This window comes from Streptomyces sp. NPDC007991 (assembly GCF_042958445.1).
GTDB lineage: Bacteria > Actinomycetota > Actinomycetes > Streptomycetales > Streptomycetaceae > Streptomyces.
Window position 1 is genome coordinate 1 of record NZ_JBIBJD010000024.1, and the last position, 24800, is coordinate 24800.

Below are 24800 nucleotides of genomic sequence, written 5' to 3' on the forward strand. Positions count from 1 at the left end.
TACCGCACGGCCCTGGCCTGGCAGAACACCGCCTACAACCAGCCCCCGCACCCGAGCTTCTTCATCGGCAACGCCATGCCGACCGCTCCCCGTCCTACCGTCTACACGCCCTGAAGGAGAGATCATGCATCCCATCGAGGCAGCCGGTTGCGGGCGTATCAGCCGCAGGACCCTGCTCAAGGCCACCACCGCCACCGCCGGGGCGATCGCCACCGCCGCCGCGTTCGCCGAACTGGAGACGCCGGCCAACGCCGCCGCGGGTTTCGTCAAGGGCGTCGACATCAGCTGGGTGCCGCAGATGGAGGCGCGCGGCTTCTCCTGGAAGAACGCGAGCGGTCAGAAGCAGGACCTCCTGACCATTCTCAAGGGGTACGGCATCAGCGCGGTGCGGTTGCGCACGTTCGTCAACCCTTCCAGCAGCCCCACCGACGGGCACTGCGGTATCAACGAGGTGGCCGCCTTCGCCAAGCGGGTCAAGGCCGCCGGAATGTCGATCATGCTCGACTACATGTTCGGCGACACCTGGAACTCCGTCGGCGTGCAGAACCCGCCCGCCGCCTGGCGGAACATGAGCTACAGCCAGATGCGGACCGCGATGAGCACCTACGTGAACCAGACCATGACGGTCATGAGGAACAACGACGTGCTCCCCACCTGGGTCCAGATCGGCAACGAGATCAACAGCGGAATCTGCCGCCCCGTCGGCAGTGTCTCCAACCCGGCGCAGCTGACCGGGCTGCTCAACGCGGCGTACACCCAGGTCAAGGCCGTGTCCCCGAACTCGATCGTGTGCATCCACCTGGCCCAGCCGCAGAAGTACGACGTGATGACGACGTTCTTCAGCCGCTACGCAGCGAACGGCGGCAAGTGGGACATGTCGGTGTTCTCCTCGTACGGCAGCGCCGACCTCGCCCCCGGGATCGTGGCGAACATGAAGAGGATCTCCGACGCCTACGGCAAGCCGTTCCTCCAGAGCGAGTTCGGCGGCCGGGTGGACCGGGCTTCCTCGACCCAGGCCTCGCTGGTCGCCTACATCAAGGCGCTGAAGGCCAACGGGGGGCAGGGCATCTTCTACTGGGAGCCGGAGTGCATGTCCCCGTTCACCGGCTACACCATGGGCGCCTGGGACTCCGCCACGCAGCGTCCCACCGTCATCATGAACGGCTTCACCCAGGCCTGAGTCAAGGACGTGGCCCCAGCCAGGGCATCCCCTCCGGTCGACGATGGGAAGTGGATTGAAATGGGCATGACAGTCACTGTTCAAGGGCGCGGGGTCAGGCTGGGTGCAGCGGGCCTCCTGACCCTCGCGACACTGGTCGGAGCCGGTGCGGCGCATGCCGACGCCGCCACGCGGGCGCTGCCGGCCGGTTGCTCCGGAACTTCGCCGATCAAGTGTCACTACGCGGTCGCACCCGGCAACTACGACGTGACGGTCTCCGTCGGCGGCGCCGCTTCCGCCGGGCAGACCGAGATGTGGGTGGAGGCCCGGCGCCTGATGCTTCCGGCGACGAGGACGGCGGCCGGTGCCGTCGCCACGTACTCGTTCACGGTCAACGTGCGGCAGCCGGAGGGTCAGCCGACCGGCCAGGGCGGAACCGGGAACCCCGGTCTGGACATCCGGTTCGCGGGGACCGACCCGCAGGTGTCGGCCGTCTCCGTGAAACCGGCGTCCCAGCCGCTGGTCGCCTACCTGGCCGGTGACTCGACGGTGTGCGACCAGCCGGCCGCCCCCTACACCGGCTGGGGCCAGATGATCACGCCGGCGGTGGGGCCCGGCGCGGTCATCGCCAACTACGCCGACTCGGGGGAGAGTTCGAGCAGTTTCCTTTCCAACTCGGCGCTCTTTCGGGCCCTGCTGTCGAAGGTCCGGGCGAACGACGCGGTGTTCATCCAGTTCGGCCACAACGACAAGCAGACCAGCGCGTCCGCCTTCCGCAGCAACCTGACCTCCATGATCACGCAGGTCCGTGCGAAGGGCGGAGTCCCGGTCCTGGTGACCCCGCCGGTCCGCCGGCTGTTCGACGGCAACCGGCTCACGGCGACGGCGCTGCACGTCAACGGCGTCGGCGTCGACCTGCCCGCCCAGACGCGCGCGGTCGGCACGGCACAGAAGGTGCCGGTGATCGATCTGACCGCCAAGAGCAGGACGCTGGTGGAGTCCCTCGGCCCGTCCGCCTCGGCCCAGCTCTTCCTGCGCTCCTCCGTCGACGGCGTCACGGACAACACCCACTTCTCGCAGTACGGCGCGACGCAGATCGGCGGGCTGGTGCTCCAGAGCATCCGGGAGCAGCGCCTGCCCCTGGCCGCGTATCTGCGCTGACCGAGGCGCGGCGGCGCCCGTCCCTGGGAAGGACCTGATGAAGAACCTTCGGAAACTCCTCACGACCGCACTGGTGATCGCCTTGTCCAGCCTCGGCGCCGGCCCCGCGTCGGCCAGCGGCGTCGCGGCGAACTGCACCGGTGCCTCCAACGCCCCGGCGGTACGAGCGGCGGCCGCGCCGGTCACCGTGTGGCTGGCCGGTGACTCCACCATGGCCAACCCGGGCGCCGCCCGCTGCCCGGTCGGCTGGGGCAGCCAGTTCGACGCCCTGTTCACCACCGACGTGACGGTCAGGAACCAAGCGGTGGGAGGCCGCAGCATCCAGACCTGGCTGTACGAGGGGAACGTGAGCAGCACCAAGGGCTCCGACGGCGAGTGCCGTCTCACGTCCGGTACGTACTCGTCACGCTGGCAGGCGATGCTGAACGCGAGCACAGGGATGAAGGCCGGCGACTATCTCTTCATCCAGTTCGGCATCAACGACTCCTCCTCGACCTGCCCCCGGCACGTCGGCCCGGCCCGCTACCAGCAGCTGATGACCATGATGGCGAAGGCCGCCCTGGCCCGGGGCGCGCACCCGGTGCTGCTCACGCCCGTGGCCGCCATCACCTGCTCCGGCGGCACGGCGACCAAGAACCGCGGCTTCGTCTCCCAGACCTTCGCCGCCGGATCCGCGACCGGGGCGCCGGTCGTCGACCTGCAGACACTCAGCGTCTCGCGCTACAACAGCCTGCGCTTCTGCCCGCACAACGGCGACTACGGATCGGGCCCCGTGGGCGCCTTCTTCTGCGACGACCACACGCACTTCGAAACCTACGGAGCGCAGCAGATCGCCGGGCTCGTCGCCGGTGACGTGCGACGGCAGAACCTCCCGCTCGCCGCGTATCTCAGGTAGCGCCCGGGGCGGCCGGTTTGGCTGCCACTGCCAGACTCTGGCCGGAGGTGCAGGAGCCGCACTGTCGGAGTAGCCCGGGCCGGCCCTTGACGTCGGCCCGCTCGCCGTCAGGGAGCCGTGCCGAGATCCACGGCCAGGTCTTCCGTCTCCGTCCAGAAGCTGTCGTCGGCGTCCTGGAGCCGGCCGGCGGCGTGTTGCATATGGCGGCGTGCGGCGGCGCGCGCCGCTTCGGGGTCGCCTGCCTCGATGGCGGCGAGGATGGCGTGGTGCTCGTCCCGGACCGCTTCGATGAAGTCGTTCCGGCGGGCCTCGTTCGCGCGCGTGACACGGATGCCTCCGCGCGAGACGTCGCCCAGGTACCGCACCGTCGAGACCATCACGGCGTTGCCGGTCGACTCGGCGATGGACCGGTGGAAGGCGAGGTCCTCGTCCACGCCGTCGCCGCCGGCCGCGACCGCCGAGTCGATCGTGTCCAGTGCCTGGCGCATCCGCGCGAGGTCGTGCGGTGTGGCCCGGGTGGCGGCGAGGCCGGCCGCCTCGCCCTCCATGGCCCGGCGTACCTCCACGATCTGCAGCACCTTCGCCTTGGTGTCGGCGGCGTCGAGGTCGAGCGGGCGGGTGCGCCGCGGCAGGACGAACACGCCGATGCCCTGCCGCGGTTCGATCAGACCCGCGTTACGGAGCCTCGACAGGGCCTCGCGCACCACGGTGCGGCTGACGCCCAGCTGCTTGACCAGCTCCACCTCGGTCGGCAGTCGGTCACCCTCGGCGAGCCGCCCCGACTCGATCTCCTCGGAGAGCGTCGCGGCGACCTGATCGGCGAGCCGGACCGGCCCGGGCACCTTGGAAAACATGGTTTTCAGTCTATAGACCCTCACCCGGCTGCCCCGCCGTGAGCGGCCCGTCGACCAGGACCGCGTCACGGTGGTCGGCGACGTAGTCCCGCACCACCGCCGCGAAGTCCGGATCGGGCCGGAGCCCGAGCGCCGCGGCCCGCGTGGTGTCGAAGGCGGAAGGCCACGAACCCACGATGGCCTCGACCTCAGGCTCGGGCGCGATCGTCACCAGGTCGGCGACGGCGTCGCCGGCCAGCTGCCGCAGCGTGGCCAGCATCTCGGCGACCGAGACCGCGAGCCCCGGAAGGTTGACCGGCAGTCCGCCCTCGAACCGGCCTCTCCCGGTACCGCGCTCGGCCTGCGCGATGCGGAGGATCCCCTCGACCGTGCGCCGGGGCGATGCCAGGACCACCCGCAGGCCGGGACGCACGGGGCAGCGGGCGGGCAGGCCCGCGAGCGGCTCGCGGATGATGCCGGACAGGAAGCCGGAGGCGGCCGCGTTCGGCTTGCCGGGCCGCACCGACACGGTCATCAGGCGGGCCACGCGTCCGTCGAGGAAGCCCCGGCGGGTGTAGTCCGCGACGAGCTGCTCGCAGACGAGTTTCTGGATGCCGTAGCTCGACCGGGGCGTGGGCAGCGTCGACTCGCTGACCACCGCGGGGAGCGGCAGCGCCGGGTCGGAGCCGTAGACCGCCACACTGCTGGCGAACACCAGGCGCGGGACGGGTCCGCCGGCTGCCGACTGCGCCCGGGCGGCTTCGAGGAGCGCGCGGGTGGTGTCCAGGTTGGCGCTCATGCCCAGGTCGAAGTCGGCCTCGCACTCGGCCGAGACGGCGGCGGCGAGGTGGATCAGCACGTCCACCGGCTCCGCGAACACCTCGTCGAGGCACGCGGCCAGGTCACCCCGCACCGTCTCCACGAGCGGGTCGGCCGTCTCCGGAGCCCCGGGCGGCACGATCCGGTCGGCGAGCACCAGCCGGCCGACCGGCGCACCGCGGAAGGTGCGTGTCCTGAGCAGGGCGCCGGTGACCTGTCGTCCAAGGAAGCCGAAGCCGCCCGTGATGACGATCCTCATGCGGTGTCTCCTCGGTAGTCGTTCAACGGTAGCCGTCCAGCCAGCCGAGGCCTTCGCTCGTGCCGGCCAGAGGGATGTACTCGCAGCCGATCCACCCGTCGAAGCCCAGGTCGTCGACGACCCGGAACAGGTGGTGCACGTCGAGCTCGCCCCGGTCGGGCTCGTGGCGGTCGGGCACGCCCGCGATCTGCAGATGACCGACCCGGCCGGTCGGCAGGTCGCGACGCAGGGTGGTGGTGAGGTCGCCTTCGACGATCTGGCAGTGGTAGAGGTCGAGTTGCACCTTGAGGTTCGGGGCGCCCACCTCCCGCACGACCGCGTGCGCCTCCGCCTGCCGGGACAGGAAGTAGCCCGGCATGTCGCGGCCGTTGATCGGCTCGATCAGGATGTCGACGCCCAGCGCGGCGGCTCGCTCGGAGGCCCAGCCGAGGTTGGCCAGGTAGGTGTCGCGGTGCTCGGCCCGTTCCTTCGGCGTGGCGTCGGACGGGACGAGCCCGGCCATCACGTGCAGCCGCGGGCAGTCCAGTGCGGCGGCGTACTCCAGGGCCCGGGCGATCCCGGAGCGGAGTTCCGCCTCACGGCCGGGCAGCGCCGCGATCCCGCGTTCTCCGGACTCCCACGCTCCGGGAGGGGCGTTGAACAGCACCTGCCTGAGGCCGTGGTCGTCGAGCCTGCGGCGCAGCTCCGTGGCGTCGTAGGCGTAGGGGAAGAGGTATTCGACGGCGGTGAAGCCGTCCGCCGAGGCCGCGGCGAAACGGTCGGGGAAATCGTGCTCGGTGTACATCATCGACAGGTTCGCTGCGAACCTCGGCATGCTGGCTCCTGTGTGGGGACCGGGAAAGCCCGGTCAGCGGTTGACGACGTGCTTGTCGGTGGTGAGCACCGCGGCGGCGCCGACGACGAGGCTGAAGGCCAGGACGTACATCGGGAGTGACGTCGAGCCGGTGGCGTCCTTCAGCGCGCCGATCATGTAGGGACTGACGAAGCCGGCGAGGTTGCCGACCGAGTTGATCGCTGCGAGGCCGACCGCGGCGGCGGTGCCGCCGAGGAACGCGGTGGGCAGGGACCAGAACAGCGGCGCGCAGGTCAGCACGCCCGCCGCGGCGATGGACAGCGCGGCCAGGGACAGCGCGGTCGACCCGGCCCAGCCCGCCGCCAGCGAGAAGCCGGCCGCGCCCATGAGACTGGGCACCACCAGATGCCAGCGGCGCTCACGGCGCTTGTCCGCCGACCGCCCGAGCAGGTTCATCGTGACGAGCGCGGCCAGGAACGGCACCGCGCTGAGCAGGCCGATCGCGAGGTTGCCCTCGATACCGGTGGACTCGATGAACGTGGGCAGCCAGAACGCCAGGGCGTACTGGCCCATCACGAAGCAGAAGTAGATGAGGCACATCAGCCACACCTTGGGCTCACGGAAGGCGTCCCACACCCGGCCGTGCACGGTCTGGTGCGCCGCGTCCTCGGCGATCGCCCGCTCGACGACGGCCTTCTCCTCGTCGGTGAGCCACTTCGCGGCGCGCACGCTGTTGTCCAGGTAGAACAGCGTGGCCACACCGATGAGGAGCGCCGGGATCGCCTCCAGCAGGAACATCCACTGCCAGCCCTCCCAGCCGTTCACGCCCTGGAACCGGTCCATGATCCAGCCGGAGAGCGGGTTGCCGAAGATGCCGGCCACCGGGATGGCGGACATGAAGAGCGCGATCACCCGGGCCCGGCGGTGGGAGGGGAACCAGTACGTGCAGTACAGGATCACCCCAGGGTAGAACCCCGCCTCCGCGGCTCCGAGGAGGAACCTGAGGACGTAGAACATCGCCTCGTTGTGGACGAACATGAACGCCCCCGAGACCAGGCCCCAGCTGATCATGATCCGGGCGATCCAGGTGCGGGCGCCGACGCGCTGGAGCATCAGGTTCGACGGCACCTCGAACAGAAAGTAGCCGATGAAGAACAGTCCGGCGCCGAGGCCGTACGCGGCCTCGCTGAAGCCGAGGTCGTCGGACATCTGGAGCTTGGCGAATCCGACGTTGACCCGGTCCAGGTAGGAGACGACGTAGCACAGGACCAGGAAGGGGACGATACGCCGCACGACCTTGCGGAAGACGGCGTTCTCACGGGCGGCGTCGGCGGATGCCGACGCCGTTATGGGCATGGACATGGGTGATCCCTCGTGCGGCTCGGGGAATTCTCTGACGGGCGGGGAGCGGTCACCACGCGGCGTTGAAGGCGGACCTCAGTTCGTCGAGGGCGTGGGACGGGAGCGGCTCGGGGCGACGGTCGGTCAGGAGCCAGAGACGTGCCGTCTCCTCGAGTTCTTCGAGGACGGCGAGGGCGGTGGCCGCGTCGGGTCCCCAGACGACGGGGCCCAGCCGGTCGAGCAGCACGGCCCGCAGGGGCGTACGGCTCGCCGCGTGTGCGGCGATGCGGGCGGTCACCAGGTCGGCCACGCGCGGGTCGCCGGGCCGGTGGTAGGGGATGAGCGGGACGTGCCCGACCTTCATCACGTAGTACGGCGTGAGGGGCGGCAGCACGTCGTCCTCGCTCCACACGCCGGCCAGGGTGAGCGCGACCAGGTGCGTGGAGTGGGTGTGGATGACGAACCGGGCCGTGGGGTCGGCGGAGCAGATGCGCCGGTGCAGGGTCAGGGTCTTGCTGGCGCGGTCACCCGCGATCTGCTCACCCCGGGCGTCGACCACGGCCAGGCGGCCGGGATCGAGGAACCCGAGGGCGGCGTCGGTGGGGGTGATCAGGTGGTGCTCGCCGGCCTTGGCGCTGATGTTGCCGGCGCCGGCGTGGACGTAGCCCCGGGCGAACAGGCTGGTGCCCACGCGGACGATCTCGTCGCGCGCCGCGTCGACAGCCTTGTCGACGGCCTCGTCGTGGCCGGTCCCGGCGGTGGTGCCCGGCTGCTCGGTCATGCGGCCCCCTCGTCCAGCACGGCGAAGGCGGAGGTGAAGAAGTCGGGGCCGCCGAAGTTGCCGGACTTGAGCGCGATGTGGAGCGTGTCCCCGTCGGGCAGGGTGGCCGCGCACCACGGGACACCGGGGTCGATCTGCGGTCCGATCCGGAGCCCGGTGACACCGAGCGCCTGGACGACCGCCCCCGAGGTCTCACCGCCCGCGACGACGAGCCGGCGGACACCCTGTTCCACCAGCCCCTGTGCGACGCGGGCCAGCGTCCGCTCCACGAGGTCACCGGCCTCGGCGGCACCGAGCCGGCCCTGCACGGAGCGGACCGCGTCGGCCGGCTCGGTGGAGTAGACCAGGACCGGCCCGTCGTCCAGATGTGACGCGGCGAAGGCCAGGGCCTGCCCCGCCACGTCCTCACCGGCCGCCACGCGCAGCGGATCCACGCGGAACGCGGGCCGGCCGCCGCGCAGGTACCGGTCGACCTGGCCGTTGGTGGCGACGGAGACCGATCCCGAGACGATGGCCCGGTGCCCGCCGGGAGGCGGCAGCCGCGCGGCGGCAGGCGACGGCTCGAACCCCCAGTTCGCGGGCAGGCCGATCGCCAGACCCGAACCGGCGGTCACCAGCGGAAGCCCCCGGACCGCCGCGCCCAGGCGCAGGAGGTCGTCGTTGGAGACGGCGTCGGCGACGGCGATCCCGGCACCGTCCTCGCGCAGGGCGTCGATACGGGCCCGGATCGCCTCGGCGCCGCCCGCGACGACCGTGTGGTCGATGAGGCCGACGGCCCGCGTGGTCTGCGCGCCGAGGACGGAGACCAGGTTGGAGTCGGTCATCGGGGTGAGCGGATGGTGGCGCATACCGCTCTCGCTGAGCAGCACGTCACCGACGAACAGATGACCCTTGAAGACCGTGCGCCCGTTGTCGGGGAACGCGGGCGTCGCGACCGTGAAGTCGGTGCCCAGCGCGTCCATCAGCGCCTCGGTGACCGGCCCGATGTTGCCGGCCGGTGTCGAGTCGAAGGTGGAGCAGTACTTGAAGTACACCTGCTCGGCGCCGAGCGACCGCAGCCAGGCGAGTGCCCGGAGCGAGGCCGCGACGGCGTCGGCGGCCGGAACCGTCCGCGACTTCAGGGCGATGACCACGGCGTCGGCGTCGGCGTCCAAAGCCTGTCCGGCGCCGGCCGGCGGCACGTCGATCAGCTGGACGACGCGCATGCCCGCGCGCACCAGGTTGTTGGCCAGGTCGGTGGCGCCGGTGAAGTCGTCGGCGATGCATCCCAGGCGGATTCCCATGTCACGCCTCCACCGGCTCGGGCAGGTCGATCCCCGGGAAGATCTTGATCACCGCGCTGTCGTCCTCGGCCCCCAGCCCGGACGCCGACGCCTGGAGGAACATCTGGTGGGCGGTGGCGGCGAGGGGGAGCGGGAACCGCTCCGGGCGGGCGGAGTCCAGCACGAGCCCCAGGTCCTTGACGAAGATGTCGACGGCGGACAGGGGCGTGTAATCGCCGGCGAGCACATGGGCCATGCGGTTCTCGAACATCCAGGAGGTGCCGGCGCTGTGCGTGATGACCTCGTAGAGCGCCTCGGCGGGAACGCCGGACCTGATGCCGAGGGCCATCGCCTCGGCCGCGGCGGCGATGTGCACGCCCGCGAGGAGCTGGTTGACGATCTTGACCTTCGAGCCGAGTCCGGCGCGGTCGCCCAGGCGGTAGACGGTGCTGCTCATGGCCTCCAGCACCGGGTCGGCGAGGGAGTACGCCGCGGCGGAGCCGGACGTCATCATCGTGAGCTCGCCGGCCGCCGCACGGGCGGCGCCCCCGGAGATGGGGGCGTCCAGGTAGAGCACACCCGACTCGGCCAAGCGGTCTTCGAGCCGCGCGGACCAGCCCGGGTCGACCGTGGAGCACATGACGAAGACGGAGCCCGGGCGGAGCCGGCCGGCCGCCCCGTCGGCACCGAACAGCACGGACTCGACCTGCTCGGCGTTGACGACCACGCCGACCAGGACGTCCACCGCGGCTGCCAGCCCGCCACAGGAGGCGAACGCCGTACCGCCGTCGCGGGCGAAGGCCGCGGCAACCTCCGGCCGCAGGTCGTGGACCCCCACGTCGTAGCCCGCGTTCCGCAGACTGCGGGCCATCCCCAGGCCCATGGCTCCCAGTCCCACCACACCCACACGCACTCGTGCGGGCTTGTTCTCGTCGTCCATGCCCATCCTCGTCTTGCCGTGTCGTCCGGAGGGGTCGGCTCCGACTCTCCCCGGGGAGATCAGGTCATATGATGACCTGAGGGCAATGATTTGCTTGCTGTGATGTCGCTCACAGGGGACGAAGGGGCAGCCGGAGTGCCGGTCAGCGGTAGGGCGAGCGGCGGACGGTCAGGACGGCGACGTCGTCGTGCTGGTCGACCCCGCCGGCGAAGGCGCGGGCGTCCTCGTACAGGGCCCGGGGCAGTTCGGTGGGGGAGAGGGCGAGGTGTTCCGCCAGGCGTTCGTCGACCGGGTAGAACGTGCCGTCCGTGGCACGGGTCTCGGTGAGGCCGTCCGTGGTCAGCAACAGGGTCGAACCGGCCGGGAAGTCGAACCAGCCCACGGTCGTCGGTTCGCGGGACAGCTCGGCGAGACCGAGCGGCACACCGGATTCCAGCGGCGGTGCCGCGACGACGCCGTCGTGCATCAGGCGGGGCGGGATGTGCCCGCAGTTGACGATCTGCGCCTCGGTGTGGGCGTCGACGGACAGGACGAGTGCGGTGACGAACCGTTCGTCGTCGCCGCTCTGTTCGGCGTAGGAGTTGTGCCGGACGACCGCGGCGTCCAGGGTGTCGACGAGCGCGGTGAGCGTGGGTTCCCGGTGGGCCGCCTCACGGAAGGCGCCGATCACGGCGAACGCGGCCCCGACGGCGGCCAGCCCCTTGCCCTGCACATCACCGATCAGCACCCGTGTCCCGAAGGGCGAGGCGACGACCTCGTAGATGTCACCGCCGACCAGCCGGTCCTCCTGCACGGGCTCGTAGACGCCGTTGACCAGGACGTCGTCGGTGACCAGGGGCAGGGGGTGCAGGATGTGCCGCTGCATGGCGGCGGCGGTGGAGCGCAGGCGGAGCATCTCGTGCTCGCGCCTGATACGGCGCTGGCAGGCGTAGACGGAGGTCGCTCCCAGCGCGAGGGTGAGCACGACCAGCAGGGCGCGGTCGAGCGAGCGGCCCACCTCGCTGCCGCGCAGCAGCACGGTGAGCGTGACGATGACCGTGGTCCAGGCGGCGACGAACCTCGTCTGCGCGGCCGTGCACAGCGCCGATGCCGTACCCGGGAGGAAGACCAGGAGACCGAGGAGCCACACCGCCGACCCGGACAGCGTGCCCAGGATCTCCACCAGGGCCGTCACCGAGATCACGCCGACGGCCAGTTCGACGTTGCTCGGAGGCTCGATCGCCTCAAGGGCGTCCGACGGTCTTCTCCGGCGGGTGTCGATCATGGGAACTCCCCGGGCAGATCGTGGTCTCTCCCGTACGTTATGCAGGCCTCACGCGGAGATTGCGCGAGATCGGGCGAAAACATAGCTTGAACGCCTGTTCATCGAGCTGCGTGTTTGAGAGGTGTCCCGGTGGGGCGACGCGAGAAGCCGGTCGACCCCGACGCCGGTCCCGTACAGCGGCTTGCGCACGATCTGCGTGTGCTGCGGGAGAAGGCCGGGAAGCCCCCGTACCGGGAGATCGCCCAGCGGGCCGGCTACTCGATCACCGCGGTGTCCCAGGCGGCGGCCGGCGAGCAGTTGCCGACCCTGGCGGTGGTGCGGGCCTACGCCGAGGCGCTGGACGGCGACCCGGACGAGTGGGAACGACGCTGGCGGGAGACGGACGCCGAGGTCCGTGCGCCCGCGCCGGACGAGCGGCCGCCGTACCGGGGGCTGGCCCGCTTCGAGCCGGACCACAGCGATCTGTTCTTCGGTCGGGAGGAGCTCGTCACCGCTCTGAGGGAACTGGTGCGCGAGCACCGGTTCGCGGCGGTGTTCGGGGCGTCCGGCAGCGGCAAGTCGTCGTTGCTGCGGGCGGGGCTGATTCCGCGGCTGCGGCAGGCGGCCGGGGCGGAGCGGCCGGCGGTGATCCGGGTGCTCACGCCGGGGGAGCGGCCGGCGCACACGCACGAGCGGGCGCTCGTCGCGCGCGACGGCGAGGCGGAGACCTGGGTGATCGTCGATCAGTTCGAGGAGCTGTTCACCCTGTGCCGCGACCGCGCGGAACGCGACCGTTTCCTCGGTCTGCTGCTGGCGGCCACGCGGCCGGAGAGCCGGCTGCGCGTGGTGGTCGCGGTCCGCGGTGACTTCTACGGTCACTGCGCCGACCACCGTGAGCTGGCCGAGGCCGTCTGCCGGGCCGGCATGCTGGTCGGGCCGCTGGGCCGGGACGAGCTGCGCGAGGTGATCACCGGCCCGGCCGCCACCGCCGGCCTGACCGTGGAACGTGCTCTCACCGCCCGGATCGTCGACGAGGTCGTCGACCGGCCGGGCGCGCTGCCCATGCTCTCGCACGCCCTGCTGGAGACCTGGCGCCGCCGTCGCGGCCGGATGCTGACCTTGGCGGCGTACGAGGAGGCAGGCGGCGTACGCGGCGCGATCGCCGCCACCGCCGAGGAGGTGTACGGCGGGCTGTCGGCGGAGCAGGGGCGTGTCGCCCGGCGGATTCTGCTGCGGCTGATCGCGCCGGGTGACGGCACGGCCGACACCCGCCGCCCGGCCTCCCGGGCCGAACTCGGCGGCGGCGCGCGGGAGGTGCTGGAGCGCCTCGCCGGCGCCCGTCTGGTCACCCTGGACGGCGACACGGTGGAGCTGGCACACGAGGCGCTGATCACCGGGTGGCCACGCCTGGCCGGCTGGATCGAGGAGGGCCGCGATCGCCTCCGCACGCAACGCCGGCTCGGCGAGGCGGCTCGCGGCTGGGAGGAGCTGGAACGCGACCCGGGTGCGCTGTACCGGGGGACCCGGCTGGCCCGGGCCGAGGAACTGTTCGCACGGCAGTCGGACGAAGGCTCCATGGGGTGGGTTCGGCCGGGTGACGGTCCTGCCAGGCCGGTTCGGATGACCGCCGGCCTCCCTCGCCGGCTTCGGCGGGGCGGGGGCCTCACCGGGGTGGTTGGGCGCGGCGGTGGGCTCACCTGGTCGGTTCGGCGGGGCGGCGGCCGAACTCGGCCGGCCGGGCCCGACGAGGGTCCCACTCGGCCGGCCGGGCCTGACAGCGGCCCCACCCGTCCGGTTCAGCCGGACGACGTCCCCGACTGCCCGGTTCAGCCGGACGTCGGCCTCACCCGGCGGGTCGGGCCGGATGACGCTCCCGCCCAGCGCCTCAGCCTCGACAGCGCCCCCACCCGGCCGTCCGACCCCGACGACGACCTCACCCCCCTGGAGCGGGCCTTCCTCACCGCCTCGCTCGCCGCCCGGGGCGCCGAGCGGGAGGCTGAGAGCCGGGCCGCGCGGCGGACGCGGTTCCTGGTCGTCGGGCTGGCCGTGGGCCTCGTGCTGGCGTTGGCCGCCGGGCTGATCGCCTGGCAGCGTGACCGGGTGAGTGAGGACGAGGCCGCCAAGGCCACGGCCCGCCGCCTGGCCACGGTGGCTGGCAGTCTCCGTTCCACCGATCCGCGCACGGCCGCCCTGCTCGGGGTCGCCGCGTGGAAGACCGCTCCGCTCACCGAGTCCCGCTCGGCGCTGCTCGGTGGGCTGGCGCAGCCGGAACGCGACGCCTTCACCGACCCCCGGGTCGGCAGAGACGTCCGGCGCTTCCTCACCGACGGCGGCCGGACCCTGCTCAGCGTCGACGACGGCACGGTGCCCGTCAGGAACGTGGCCGACCACAAGGTCACCGCCACCCACCACCTGCCGAGCGGTACGGAAGTGGTCGCGACCGGTCCCGACTCCCGCTTCCTCGACATCATGGGACCGGAAGGGGACGAGACGCTGTGGGGCCTTCCCCGAGGCAGGCCCGCCGCCGATCTGGGCGATGTGACGTTGCAGGGCAGTGCTGACGACGGGAGCGCGTATCTCACCAGTCCGCTGGACGGCCCGGGCACGGTCCGGCTGCACCGGGCGAGCGACGGCAAGGTCCTGCTCAGCACCGGCATTGCGCGCCCCCTCTCCTCCGCGGCCGTCGGCCCCGGCGGACGCCTGCTAGCCCTCTGCCCGGCCGACGGGCCGCTCCAGCTGTGGGACGCGGCCGGCGGGAAGCGACTGCCAGGGGACTGGGAGAAGGCCGGCAAGACCCTGTGCGGGACCGGCACCGGCGCGGACGGCGGCTCACGCCTGCTGACGTTCAGCCAGGACGGCAAGCGGCTGGCCGCCGTCTACGGCACGACGGCCGTGGTGTGGGACGTTGCCGGCGGTCGCACACTCGACGACTTCACCAGTGGTGATGACGCCGGCTTCACGCAGGCCGGCCTCTCTCCCGACGGGGAGTTCCTGGCCACGGCGGACGACCACGAGCTCGCCGTTTGGCGGCTGGCCACCGGCGGCACCCAGGTCTTCCACCGGCCGCTGTCCGGTGCGGACACGAGGGGGCTGACCTGGGACGCGGGCAGCCGGCGCCTCCTGCGCTACCTCGACGGCGCCACGGTCCACACCCTCGACCTGACCGACCGTCTCACCCCGCGGTGGCAGAGCACGCCCGCCGACGGCAGCCTGCTGAGCCCGGGCGGCGCCGCCCTGGCCACCGTCATCCGGTCCGGCGGCGGCTACCGGTTCGAGCTGCGTTCCACGCGCACCGGCACGGTCCGCGCCCACGCGACGCTCGGCCCGCTGTCGACCCCGTCCGACGAGGGGACCCCGCTGCTGGCGTTCAGCCCGGACGGCCGTGCGCTCGCCGTCGCCGACACCGTGTCGTCGCACGGCTCACTGCGGCTGCGCTTCACCGTGTGGGACGTGCGCGGTCATCGGGTGCGGACGGTCCTCGACACGTCCGGCGCGGCGGACCGCCCGGCCACCGCCCTCGCCCTGGGGCCGGGCGGCCGCACGCTGCTGGCCGTCCGCGATGCCGCGGGCAGCCAGGTGACGGAGGTCTGGGACACCCGGAAGCGCCGGCGGTCCCGGGCCGTGCCCGGCCCGTCCGGGGCGGCCCTGACCGTACGGCCGGACGGAGGCCTGCTCGTGGGCTCCGACGATCAATACGCCGATCCGGTGTCAGGAAAGGTCACCGGGCGGGCGCTCGCCGACGGCCGCGAGGTCACGGCGCTGGCCTTCAGCCCCGACGGCTCCCGGCTCGCCGTCGGCGACACCACCGGGCACGTCACGCTGTGGGACGGTGACCTCCGCCACCGCGCGGGTGCACTGACCGGCACCTCCGACACGGTCTTCGAGGGCGAGCCGGAGGCGGTGGAGGCGCTCGCCTTCTCGTCCGACGGCAGCACGCTGGCCGTGGGCGGCGCGAACGGGACCCTGCGGCTGTGGGACACCGAGGGGCAGCAGCTCCTCGGGTCGGACCTGCCCACGCCCGGCGACGAGATCCGGTCCCTCGCCTTCGCCGAGGACGGCGGCACGGTGTACGCCAGCGGCCCGAACGTGCCGCTCCAGCGTTTCCCCGTCGCCCCGGACCGGGCCGTCCGGACCATCTGCGCCCGTACCGGTGGCGGACTGACCGAGGCGCAGTGGCGCACCTACGTCCCCGACGCGCCGTACGAGCCCGTCTGTGGGGATTGACTTTTTTCACAGGCCGTTCCGGGTCGCTGAAAAACGCCTCTGACCTGCACGCTCCATGACCAGAACGACCGCGGCGTCCCGTCGGCGGTGTACGCGAATCCCCTCAGTCAGGTTCTGGTCTCACTCATGCGCATGCACCCTCTGGTTCCCTCCCTTCTGCTGCTCGGCACCCTCTCCTTCACGGCGGCCTGCTCGTCCGGACCCGGCGAGCCGTCCGGGTCCGCGGGTCCGGCCTCCGCGCAGCCCGGCTCCAGCCCCGAGCCGTCCTCCGTCCGCGGCGTCGACCCGTCCAAGATCAAGGGTCTGGAGATCGTCAGCGACAGCAGCGAGAACAAGTCGTGTCCCTTCGCGACGAGCTATCCCGACGTGCCCGGTGCCGAGACGATGACGGCAGCGATGAAGAAGTACGTGGAGCGGCGCCTGGCCGCCTTCCGCTCGGATTCGGCGATCTGCCAGGACGGCACGGGCGGCGCGGACAGCGGCGAGCTCAACATCAGTCACCAGTTCCTGGTGGCCTCCGGCGACGTCCTCGGCGTCCGGCTCAGCACCCAGGACCCCGGCAGCGCCGGCTCCGGGCTGTCGGCGACGACGTACTGGTACGACGGCAGGGCGGGCGCGTACCGCACCGCCCTCGGACTTGTCGCCGACGGCTCCCGGGACGCCTTCCTCAGCGCCTTGAAGGACCGGCTCAAGGGACGCGAAGGCGTGGACGCCGCCTTCGTCGACGACACGTTCTCCGACCCGGCCTCCCGCGCCGCCGCCCTGGACGACATGGCGTTCACCGCCGACGGCGGGCTGCGGGTGGCTTTCGACCGCGGCGACGTGGCCGTACCGGCCGCCGGTGCCGTCACGGTCACCCTCTCCAAGGGGGCGGTCACCCCCTGGCTGTCCGCGTTCGGGAAGCGTGCCCAGCGGCAGACGGTGACCCCCAGCCCGTCGCTCGACCTGGGCGCGACGCACGTCCCCGCGCAGGCCCTCCCCACCCACACCGCTTCCGGTGACGACGACACCGACTGCAAGAAGGTCCGGTGCGTCGCGCTGACCTTCGACGACGGACCGGCAGCACCGGAGACCGCGACCCTGCTGACCTACCTGGCGCGGTACAAGGCGCGTGCCACCTTCTTCACCGTCGGCCAGAACGTCGCCGCCCACCCCGGCCTGGTCCGCGCCGCCGCCCGCGCCGGGAACGAGATCGGCAACCACTCCTGGAACCACCCCGATCTCACCAAGCTCGCCCGCGGGCAGGTCGTCTCCCAGCTCAACCGCACGAGCACCGCCATCGAGGCCGCCACCGGCAAGGCCCCCACCCTCTTCCGTCCGCCCTACGGCGCCGTCGACCGCCGGGTCCGGGCCGCCACCCGTCTCTCCCCGGTGCTGTGGGACGTGGACACGGAGGACTGGAAGTACCGCGACGCCGACAAGGTCGCGCGGACCGTCATCGCCAAGATGCGGCGCAACGACGTCGTCCTGATGCACGACATCCACCCCACGTCGGTCGCAGCGGTCCCGCAGATCCTGCGCACCCTGACCGCCCGCGGCTACCACTTCGTCACCGTCAGCCATCTGCGCGCCACCCTCTGACGGTGCTCGCATTGCAGGTCGTCCGGGCGGCGGCGGAGACTGGAAGTCCACGGCGGCATCCCGGAAAGGCCCGGAGCGATGGGTGACTACGTGGAACTCCCCGGCGTCAGGACGTGGTACGAGACCGATGGCACCGGAGACCCGCTGCTCCTTCTCCACGGCGGCCTCTGCACGAACGAGACATGGCAGGCTCAGCGGCCCGATGTCGCGGCGAACTTCCGGGTGCTGCTTCCCGAGCGCCGTGGGCACGGCCACACACCCGACGTCGACGGGCCGCTCTCCTACCAGGACATGGCCGATGACACCGTCGCCTTCATCGAAGAGGTCGTCGGCGGTCCCTCCCATCTCGTCGGATGGAGCGACGGCGGCGTCATCGCCCTGCTCGTCGCCATCGCCCGCCCCGGCCTGGTCCGGAAGGTCGTGGCCATCGGGGCCAACTTCCTCCCGGGCCCACAGAGCGGCGCGGCTCCAAAGATGCTCGACCGGATAGCGCCCGACGCACCGGAGCTGGCCATGTTCCGCGAGGCGTACGAAGCCGTGTCGCCCGACGGCGCCGCCCACTGGCCGGTCGTCGTGGGCAAGCTGGCCGCCATGTTCCGCACCGAGCCGACCATCCGCACCGAGGACCTGGCTCGTATCACGGCGCCCACGCTCGTCCTCGTCGGGGACGACGACCTGATGACCCTCGAACACACGATCGCGCTGTATCGCGCGATCCCCGGATCCCAACTCGCCGTCGTGCCGGGAACGTCGCACGCGCTGCTCATGGAGAAGCCGCGCGAGGTCAACCGGATCATCCTCGACTTCCTCACCAAGGAGCCGATCCCCACGATGCTTCCCGTCCGGCGATCCCCGGCGGCGACCACCGGGGGCAGCGCTCCGGCGGAGGCTACTCGTCGGAGAGTGTGAGGTCCGGGACCCGCCAGGCCGCCAGCGCGAAGGCGGCCAGGGACACCGCGGCCCCGGTGAGGAAGACCAGGCGCATCGAGGTGACGTAGCCCTCCAGGAACGGCAGTGCCGCGGCCGGGTCGAGCGTGCGCAGGAAGGCGGAGTCCTCCAGGTTCACGCCGCCGCCGGGCCGGAGGACGCCCGTCAGGGCGTGCTGGGTGTCGGGCTGGGCCAGAAGGTGGCGGTACACCGGGTCGCGGCGGGCCTCGGCCAGCCGCTCGGCGATGCCGCCGGCCGCCGCTGTGAACAGGATCGACAGGAACGCCGCGGTGCCGACCGTACCGCCGGTGGAGCGGAAGAAGTTCACGGACGCCGTCGCCGCGCCCATGTCCGTACGGGGCACCTCGCTCTGCGCGAGCGTGGTCAGCGTCTGCATCGACGCACCGAGTCCCGCGCCCATCAGGGCCATGCCGAGCGCCGGGTGCCACAGCGGGCTGTCCACGCGCAGCGTGGCGAACACGAGCATCGCGGCGGTGAACGAGCCGGCACCGGCGACGAGATGGACCTTGAACCGGCCGGTCCGGGCGATCATCCGGCCCGTCAGCAGCGTCACCGCGAGGTTCGCGGCGACCGTGGGCAGCGTCGCCAGGCCCGCCTCGATGGGGCTCATGCCCCGCACCAGCTGGAGATAGAGCGGCAGCGTCGTCATCGCGCCGAACATGCCGATGCCGACGACGAAGTGCAGCCCCACTCCCAGCCGGAAGGTCCGGATACGGAACAGGCGCGGCGGCAGCAGCGCGGCATCGCCCGACCGCCGCTCCACCACGACGAACACCGCGAGCCCCGCCACACCGATCGCATACATCAGCAGGGCCCGGGGCGAGTCCCACCCCCAGGTGCGGCCCTGCTCGGCGACGGTGAGCAGCGGGACGAGGCCCACGGCCAGGGCGAGCGCCCCGGCGTAGTCGAGCCGGTGCCCCACCCGCCGGTGCGGGAAGCGCAGCACACGCATGCTCGCCGCGGCGGCCGCCGCGGCGAGCGGCACGTTGATCAGGAAGATCCAGCGCCAGCCGGCGATCCCCAGCAGGTCGGCCCGGTCCGCGAACGCGCCGCCCACCAGCGGCCCGACGATGCTCGCGCCACCGAACACGGCCATGAAGTAGCCCTGGTAGCGGCCCCGTTCGCGCGGGGTGGTGATGTCGGCGACGATCGTCATCGCCAGCGACATCAGCCCGCCGCCGCCGAGACCCTGCACGGCGCGGAACGCCGCGAGTTCGTAGATCGACGTGGCGCATCCGCACAGCAGCGAGCCGACGGTGAACAGGGCGATCGCGGCGAGGTAGACGGGCCTGCGGCCGTGGATGTCGGAGAGCTTGCCGTAGAGCGGCGTCGCGATGGTGGCGGTGATGAGATACGCGGTGGTCACCCATGCCTGGGCGGTCAGCCCGTGCAGGTCGTCGGCGATGGTCCGCAGCGCGGACGAGACCACCGTCTGGTCCAGCGCCCCCAGGAACATGCCGAGCACCAGCCCGGACATGACCGTGGTGATCTGCCGGTGACTGAGCCGCGGGGGCATGTCCCCGGCCGCGCCCTGTTCTTGGGTGTCGGAGAAGGTCACGTGTCGTCCTCGGGGTGGGGCGGGAAGGCCGGCCGACCTTGCCAGGGCGGCCGGCACGCGTTCCCGGGGCGGTCAGCCGGCGAGGCCGGCCAGGTCGTCGACCGCCTGCTCGACGTCCGGCAGCGTCAGCATGGCCAGTTGGGCCGACCGGGCCCGCGCCCGCGGTTCGGGGTCGGCGAGGAGCTTGCGGGACACCTCGGCGATGCCGGCCGCGCTGCGGTCCGTGACGTGACGGCCCAGGCCCAGCTCCGCCACCCGCTCCGCGTTGGCGGGCTGGTCCCCGAAGTGCGGCAGGACCGCCAGCGGCGTGCCCGTGCGCATCGCCTCACGGATGCTGTTGAAGCCGCCGTGGGTGATGAACAGGTCGACCGACTCCAGCAGCAGCGGCTGCGGCACCCGCTCGGCGACATGGACGTGCCCGGGCAGCCCCTCGGTGTCCACCGCCAGTCCGGACGTCGACACGACCACCGTGCAGTCGTCCAGCTCGGCCGCCGCCCGCACGATCGCCCGCAGACTCTCGCCGGCGTCCGGCAGCTTCACGGGCAGAGGCGTCTCCCGGTCCTCCATGCGCGCCCGCATCTTCGGCAGGGCGGTACCGATCGCGGCGTACACCAGCGGCCGGTCCGTGGGCAGTGCGGCGGCCCACTCCGGCAGCACCATGCCCCGCTCGACGTCCACCGTCTGCCGGTACGCCCAGGTCTGGGGCAGGTGCCGGGCGAACGAGAAGGCGGGCGGCACGTAGTCGACGCGGCCGTGCGGCACGAGGGACAGCGGGTCGTCCCGTACGGGCAGTCCCAGCTCCTCGCGCCGCTCGTTCAACTGCGGCAGCACCTCGGCGGGGTCCAGGAGATTGCTGAAACCGGAAGGCGTCGGCAACTGCGGCACGCCGAGCAGTTCCGCGGTGAGTACCGCACCCATGTCCATGCCGTCCCGCAGGATCACATCGGGCCGGAACTCCCGGGCGAGGGCGAGCAGGATGTCCAGGTGCGGCTTGATCCCCGGCCCGGCCACGTTGCGCATCAGCAGCCGTGTCAGCGCGTCCGTCGGCTCCGTCAGGTCGGGGGCGTCGCCGAGCTGGGCGAGGTAGGGGCCCACGGCGGCGAGCGGATCGAACTCCGGTAAAGCGGCGTTCACCCGTACGTCGTCGTCACGGAAGACGGGGACGAGGGCCTCGGTGGTGACCACCAGCACGTGATGCCCGGCCTTGGCGAGGGCGCGCAGCAGGGGCAGCTGAGCGCGCCCATGGGAGGGGCTGCCGAGCGTGGTGCACAGAACCCGCATGGAGTGAGCCTTTCTCTCTGAATTCTTCTCGCATGTGTCTTCTCGTACGTGTCTTCTCGTGTGTGTCTTCTGGGGCTTGTGTCGTCTGCGGAGGCAGGGAGCAGACGTCACGCCACCCGCGCCGGTGCCTGTGCGCGCCCGATGCCCTGCCAGCGCAGCCCGGCCCGCGCGAGCCGGTCCGCGTCCAGCAGGTTGCGGAAGTCGTGGACCTCCTGGCCGGACATCCGCGCGGCGATCGCCGCCCAGTCGAGGTCCCGCAGTTCCGGCCACTCGGTGAGGACGAGGCAGGCCGCCGCTCCCTCCGCCGCACGCACCGGGTCGTCGACGAGGCCGACCAGATCGCTCAGGTCGGGCCGCTCCTCGCGCAACGCCGGGTCGTACGCCGTGAGTTCGGCGCCGCGCTCGCGCAGCAGCCGGGCGACGGACAGCGCGGGCGAGTCGCGCAGATCGGAGGTGCCTGCCTTGAAGGTCAGGCCGTACAGGGCGAGTCGTACGCCGTGCAGTGAGCCGTCCGCCCCGCGTCCGCAGGCGGCGGCGACCCGGTCGACGAGCTGCCGCTGGTGGGTGACGTTGGTCTCGATCGTGGCGCGCAGCAGGGGGAAGTCGGCCCCGGCCCGTTCGCACACGGTCAGCAGGGCGTGGGTGTCCTTGGGCAGACAGGAGCCGCCCCAGCCGGGCCCGGGCCGCAGGAACGCGGAGCCGATGCGCGGATCCCGGCCGATGCCCTCGACGACATCGCCCACGTCGGCGCCGAAACGTTCGCAGACCGTGGCCAGGTTGTTGGCGAAGGACAGCTTCATCGCGAGGAAGAAGTTCGCCGCGTACTTGGTCAGTTCGGCACTGGCGGGGTCGGTGAGCACCAGCGGTGCGTCCAGTCCGGCGTACAGGCCGGCCACGCGCCGGGCGGCGTCCCGGTCCGCTGCGCCGATGACGATGCGGTCGGGATGCAGGAAGTCCTGGACGGCGCGGCCCTCGCGCAGGAACTCCGGGTTGCTCACCACGGCCACGTCGTCCCGGTCGAGCAGCGCGGCGACGCGCTCGCACGTACCGACGGGCACGGTCGACTTGTTGACGACGACACAGCCGGGCGGCAGGACGTCGCGGATCTGCGCGGCGACGGCCTCCACGGCGGCGAGATCGGCGGCGCCGCCCGCGCCCATGGGCGTGGGCAGGCACAGGAAAACGGCCTCGGCCTCGGCGACGGCGGCCGCGGTGTCGCCGGTGAAGTCGAGCCGGTCCGCGTCCAGGGCGTCCCGGACGGTCTCGGGCAGACCGGGTTCCAGGATGTCGACCCGGGCCTCGCGCAGTCGCTCGACCTTGTGCGGGTCGGCGTCCGCGCACACCACGAAGTGCCCGAGGGAGGCCAGACAGGCGCCGGTTGTCAGTCCGACGTAGCCGGTGCCGATCACGGTGACGCGTCGAGCAGGCACAGAAGATCACCTTTTCCGGTCGGTGGGGTGCCCGCGTGCGAGGCCGAAGGGCGCGCGTAGGCGTACTCGATCGCGTCGTGCGGGCGGACCTGGAAGGGCCGACTACGTCGTACGGCCCGGGTAAGCGAGGACTCAGGTCATCAATCGTTGACCCGAGTCAGGTATCGCACGCGGCGATAACGTAAGTCAACGATTGATGACATGGGTCGGTGACTTTGAGACAGGCGCCGCAGACTGGAACATGGGCGGATGGCCAGAGGGCCGTGGACCACGGAGGTGCGGTACATGACCGGAGTGCACAACGGCGAGGCGGCCGAGGCGGTGGCTCACCGGCCCGCCCACAAACGCTCGGCTTCGGCGACGCGCACCGCGCTGCGGGCCGCCGCGGCCTTCCGCTTCGGCAAGTACGGCTACGAGGGCACCAGCGTGCGCGACATCGCGGGCGACGTGGGCGTGGACGCCGCCCTCGTCTACCGCTACTTCGGCTCGAAAGAAGCGCTGTTCAACGACGTTTCGGGGACCGGCAAGATATTCGAGCCGCTGCTGTCGGAGCCGGTGGAGGCGATCCCCGACTGGTTCTGCGCGCTGCTCATGGGGCCGTCGAGGGAGGGCGGCTTCCCGCATCCGGTGCTGTCCGTGCTGCGGTCTTCCGGCCGGGACGAGGCGGTGGCGCGGCTGCGGGCGGACTTCACGGACGTGTTCTCCCGCCGTCTGGCCGCCCGTCTCGACGGCCCCGACGCCGACCTGAGGGCGGAACTCCTGGCGGCCTGGATGCTCGGCACCAGCCTGATGCGCACGGAGATACGCCCGCCCGCCCTGGCCTCGGCGCCGGACGCCACGCTGGAGCGCTACTTGCGCGCGGGCATCGAGGTCCTGCTGGGAGCGGCACCCGAAGACGGCGACGGGACGGCCGGGGACGAGGAGCGCGCCGCCGGCGACGACTGACCCGAGACGCCAACCGGTTCTAGCGGCACCTGCTGGTGGACTGCCGCGGTCTGGTCCTGGCCGTCGCGGTGACCGCGGCGAGCGGGCGGGACCGCGACGCCGCCGTCCCCTCGCCGGAGCGGCTGCGCGGGCTGTCCTTCTCCATCCGCCTGGTGTGGGCGGAGGGCGGTTAGGCCGGGCGGCTGGCCGACTGTGCTGCCGAGAAGCTCCGCCTCACCCTGGAGATCGTCGGACGCACCGAGGAGGGCCGCGCGGTGGGCCCGACGGCCGGGTCGGCGAGAACGCTGCTCATCGGAGATTTTGTCGCCGTTCAGTCGTGAAGCCCAGGAGGCCCCGAGGCCGACGAGGCCGGTCAGCCGGTCACGTCGGCCTCGGGGCCTGCGGAGTTCAGCGGCGTGCGACGGTCGGCTCGGAGGTCACCGTGGAGGTGAACGCCACCCGGCCCGCCTGGGCGGCGCTCACTTTGACGCGGTTCCTGCCCCACGCGTCCGGCTCGGCGGGCTCCGCCGTGATCAGGCAGGGCTGGTCGAACTCGACATAGCGCAGGAAGGCCGTGTCGAAGCAGACGGCCGTGGAGGACCGTGACATGAACCGCGCGTGCGCGGCCTGCCCGGCCGCCTCGAGGAGTACCATGCCCGGCACATGGTCGTGTGGGTGGTCGAACAGCACGGGGTGACTGGTGTCGAGCCGGAGCGTCCAGGTATGGGGTGTGTCCGTGGGCGTCAGCACGACGTCCTTCACCGCTTTGACGCCGACTCGCGAGGGCGGCGCCGGCGGGGTGAGCGGCAGCGCCCGGGCGAAAGCCTCGCGCGCGTCGGCGTATTCGCCGCGCAGCCGGTCGTAGATCGCCGGGGGGTGGGTGGTGTACTTCAGCTCTGCGGTGGCGAGATGGGCGCCGTCGCGCAGGACCCCGACCCGCGCGGACAGGTGGACGGAGCCGAGCCGGCGCCTGGTCACGCCGGTGTGCGTGATCAGCAGCTCGATCTCGGCGGGCTCGCCGCCCACCGCCAGAGCGCGGGGATCCACGTCGCAGCGGACGCTTTCCCAGCCGAGCCGGTGGTTCAGCGGTATCTCGTGCGTGGTGTGGGTCAGCAGGGCGAGTGCCTGGCGGATGGTCTCCGTGACGAGGAGTGGGGAGTAGTGCCTGCCCCTCACGTAGAAGTGGTGCTCGACCGGCCAGCGCCCGGTGACCGCCTGCGTGGCGTGGCGGACTTGGTCCCACGAGGCGATGAGGGCCTCGTTCCGCACCGTTTTGCGTACCAGCAGCCCGGTCAGCTCCTCGGGCGTGCCGGCGGCCATGTCGATCTTGCCGGTGGTGTCAGTTGCCATACGTCTGCGCTCCCCAGG

General features: G+C 72.0%; 21 protein-coding genes. 9 read left to right on the top strand and 12 right to left on the bottom strand.

Annotated elements, in window-relative coordinates:
- The 4 genes from ACFZDA_RS40425 to ACFZDA_RS40440 form a co-directional block, all read left to right on the top strand.
- Window positions 1-114: hypothetical protein (locus ACFZDA_RS40425; protein ID WP_391091472.1), on the top strand; the 114-nt coding region annotated here is incomplete at its 5' end.
- 10 nt (window positions 115-124) lie between these two features.
- Window positions 125-1180, top strand: a complete 1056-nt coding sequence (locus tag ACFZDA_RS40430) for a glycosyl hydrolase 53 family protein (RefSeq protein ID WP_391091374.1) — start codon at window positions 125-127, stop codon at window positions 1178-1180.
- A 66-nt stretch (window positions 1181-1246) separates the two neighbouring features.
- Entirely contained in the window at window positions 1247-2320 is a 1074-nt protein-coding gene (locus ACFZDA_RS40435; RefSeq protein ID WP_391091376.1) for a GDSL-type esterase/lipase family protein, read from the top strand.
- Between the two features lie 37 nt (window positions 2321-2357).
- The gene (locus ACFZDA_RS40440) at window positions 2358-3215 is read left to right on the top strand and encodes a GDSL-type esterase/lipase family protein (protein WP_391091378.1); all 858 of its coding nucleotides are present in this window, start codon (window positions 2358-2360) and stop codon (window positions 3213-3215) included.
- Window positions 3216-3322: 107 nt separating this feature from the next.
- Here ACFZDA_RS40440 and ACFZDA_RS40445 read toward each other — a convergent pair whose 3' ends face one another.
- The 8 genes from ACFZDA_RS40445 to ACFZDA_RS40480 all read right to left on the bottom strand — a co-directional run bounded on the left by ACFZDA_RS40445 (window position 3323) and on the right by ACFZDA_RS40480 (window position 11507).
- Window positions 3323-4069, bottom strand: coding sequence for an FCD domain-containing protein (locus ACFZDA_RS40445; RefSeq protein WP_391091380.1), 747 nt, complete (start codon window positions 4067-4069; stop codon window positions 3323-3325).
- A 10-nt stretch (window positions 4070-4079) separates the two neighbouring features.
- Window positions 4080-5126 (bottom strand): D-erythronate dehydrogenase, encoded by a 1047-nt coding sequence (gene denD, locus ACFZDA_RS40450; RefSeq protein ID WP_391091382.1) that lies wholly within the window; start codon window positions 5124-5126, stop codon window positions 4080-4082.
- Between the two features lie 22 nt (window positions 5127-5148).
- Window positions 5149-5940 (bottom strand): 2-oxo-tetronate isomerase, encoded by a 792-nt coding sequence (gene otnI, locus ACFZDA_RS40455; protein ID WP_391091384.1) that lies wholly within the window; start codon window positions 5938-5940, stop codon window positions 5149-5151.
- A 33-nt stretch (window positions 5941-5973) separates the two neighbouring features.
- Window positions 5974-7281 (bottom strand): MFS transporter, encoded by a 1308-nt coding sequence (locus ACFZDA_RS40460; RefSeq protein ID WP_391091386.1) that lies wholly within the window; start codon window positions 7279-7281, stop codon window positions 5974-5976.
- 49 nt (window positions 7282-7330) lie between these two features.
- Window positions 7331-8041 (bottom strand): aldolase, encoded by a 711-nt coding sequence (locus tag ACFZDA_RS40465; RefSeq protein ID WP_391091388.1) that lies wholly within the window; start codon window positions 8039-8041, stop codon window positions 7331-7333.
- Window positions 8038-9324: a 3-oxo-tetronate kinase gene (gene otnK, locus ACFZDA_RS40470; RefSeq protein WP_391091390.1), complete on the bottom strand. Its 1287-nt coding sequence runs from the start codon at window positions 9322-9324 to the stop codon at window positions 8038-8040. The genes ACFZDA_RS40465 and otnK overlap by 4 nt, the downstream gene beginning before the upstream one ends.
- A 1-nt stretch (window position 9325) precedes the next feature.
- Entirely contained in the window at window positions 9326-10243 is a 918-nt protein-coding gene (gene ltnD, locus ACFZDA_RS40475) for an L-threonate dehydrogenase (RefSeq protein ID WP_391091392.1), read from the bottom strand.
- Between the two features lie 142 nt (window positions 10244-10385).
- Window positions 10386-11507 carry a SpoIIE family protein phosphatase gene (locus ACFZDA_RS40480; protein ID WP_391091394.1) on the bottom strand — a complete coding sequence of 374 codons (1122 nt, stop codon included), beginning with the start codon at window positions 11505-11507 and terminating at the stop codon, window positions 10386-10388.
- A 129-nt stretch (window positions 11508-11636) separates the two neighbouring features.
- Here ACFZDA_RS40480 and ACFZDA_RS40485 point away from each other — a divergent pair, with 129 nt between their 5' ends.
- The 3 genes from ACFZDA_RS40485 to ACFZDA_RS40495 all read left to right on the top strand — a co-directional run bounded on the left by ACFZDA_RS40485 (window position 11637) and on the right by ACFZDA_RS40495 (window position 18200).
- On the top strand, window positions 11637-15710 hold the full coding sequence (locus ACFZDA_RS40485) for a helix-turn-helix domain-containing protein (protein WP_391091396.1): 4074 nt from the start codon (window positions 11637-11639) through the stop codon (window positions 15708-15710).
- Between the two features lie 126 nt (window positions 15711-15836).
- Window positions 15837-17291, top strand: a complete 1455-nt coding sequence (locus tag ACFZDA_RS40490; protein ID WP_391091399.1) for a polysaccharide deacetylase family protein — start codon at window positions 15837-15839, stop codon at window positions 17289-17291.
- Window positions 17292-17369: 78 nt separating this feature from the next.
- Window positions 17370-18200 (top strand): alpha/beta fold hydrolase, encoded by an 831-nt coding sequence (locus ACFZDA_RS40495; RefSeq protein ID WP_391091400.1) that lies wholly within the window; start codon window positions 17370-17372, stop codon window positions 18198-18200.
- On the opposite strand, the gene ACFZDA_RS40500 is transcribed toward ACFZDA_RS40495, so the two are convergent.
- The 3 genes from ACFZDA_RS40500 to ACFZDA_RS40510 all read right to left on the bottom strand — a co-directional run bounded on the left by ACFZDA_RS40500 (window position 18181) and on the right by ACFZDA_RS40510 (window position 22508).
- Window positions 18181-19797 (bottom strand): DHA2 family efflux MFS transporter permease subunit, encoded by a 1617-nt coding sequence (locus ACFZDA_RS40500; RefSeq protein WP_391091402.1) that lies wholly within the window; start codon window positions 19795-19797, stop codon window positions 18181-18183. The genes ACFZDA_RS40495 and ACFZDA_RS40500 overlap by 20 nt on opposite strands.
- Window positions 19798-19869: 72 nt before the next feature.
- Window positions 19870-21078, bottom strand: a complete 1209-nt coding sequence (locus tag ACFZDA_RS40505; protein WP_391091404.1) for a nucleotide disphospho-sugar-binding domain-containing protein — start codon at window positions 21076-21078, stop codon at window positions 19870-19872.
- Window positions 21079-21185: 107 nt separating this feature from the next.
- Entirely contained in the window at window positions 21186-22508 is a 1323-nt protein-coding gene (locus ACFZDA_RS40510; protein WP_391091405.1) for a nucleotide sugar dehydrogenase, read from the bottom strand.
- Between the two features lie 285 nt (window positions 22509-22793).
- Between ACFZDA_RS40510 and ACFZDA_RS40515 the strand changes: the two genes are divergently transcribed.
- Window positions 22794-23453 carry a TetR family transcriptional regulator gene (locus ACFZDA_RS40515; protein ID WP_391091407.1) on the top strand — a complete coding sequence of 220 codons (660 nt, stop codon included), beginning with the start codon at window positions 22794-22796 and terminating at the stop codon, window positions 23451-23453.
- A gap of 35 nt (window positions 23454-23488) precedes the next feature.
- Complete coding sequence (locus ACFZDA_RS40520; protein ID WP_391091409.1) at window positions 23489-23626, top strand: hypothetical protein; 138 nt, start codon at window positions 23489-23491, stop codon at window positions 23624-23626.
- A 214-nt stretch (window positions 23627-23840) separates the two neighbouring features.
- On the opposite strand, the gene ACFZDA_RS40525 is transcribed toward ACFZDA_RS40520, so the two are convergent.
- A complete protein-coding gene (locus tag ACFZDA_RS40525) occupies window positions 23841-24782 on the bottom strand; it encodes a ScbA/BarX family gamma-butyrolactone biosynthesis protein (RefSeq protein WP_391091411.1) in 942 nt (313 codons plus the stop codon).
- Window positions 24783-24800 lie beyond the last annotated feature (18 nt).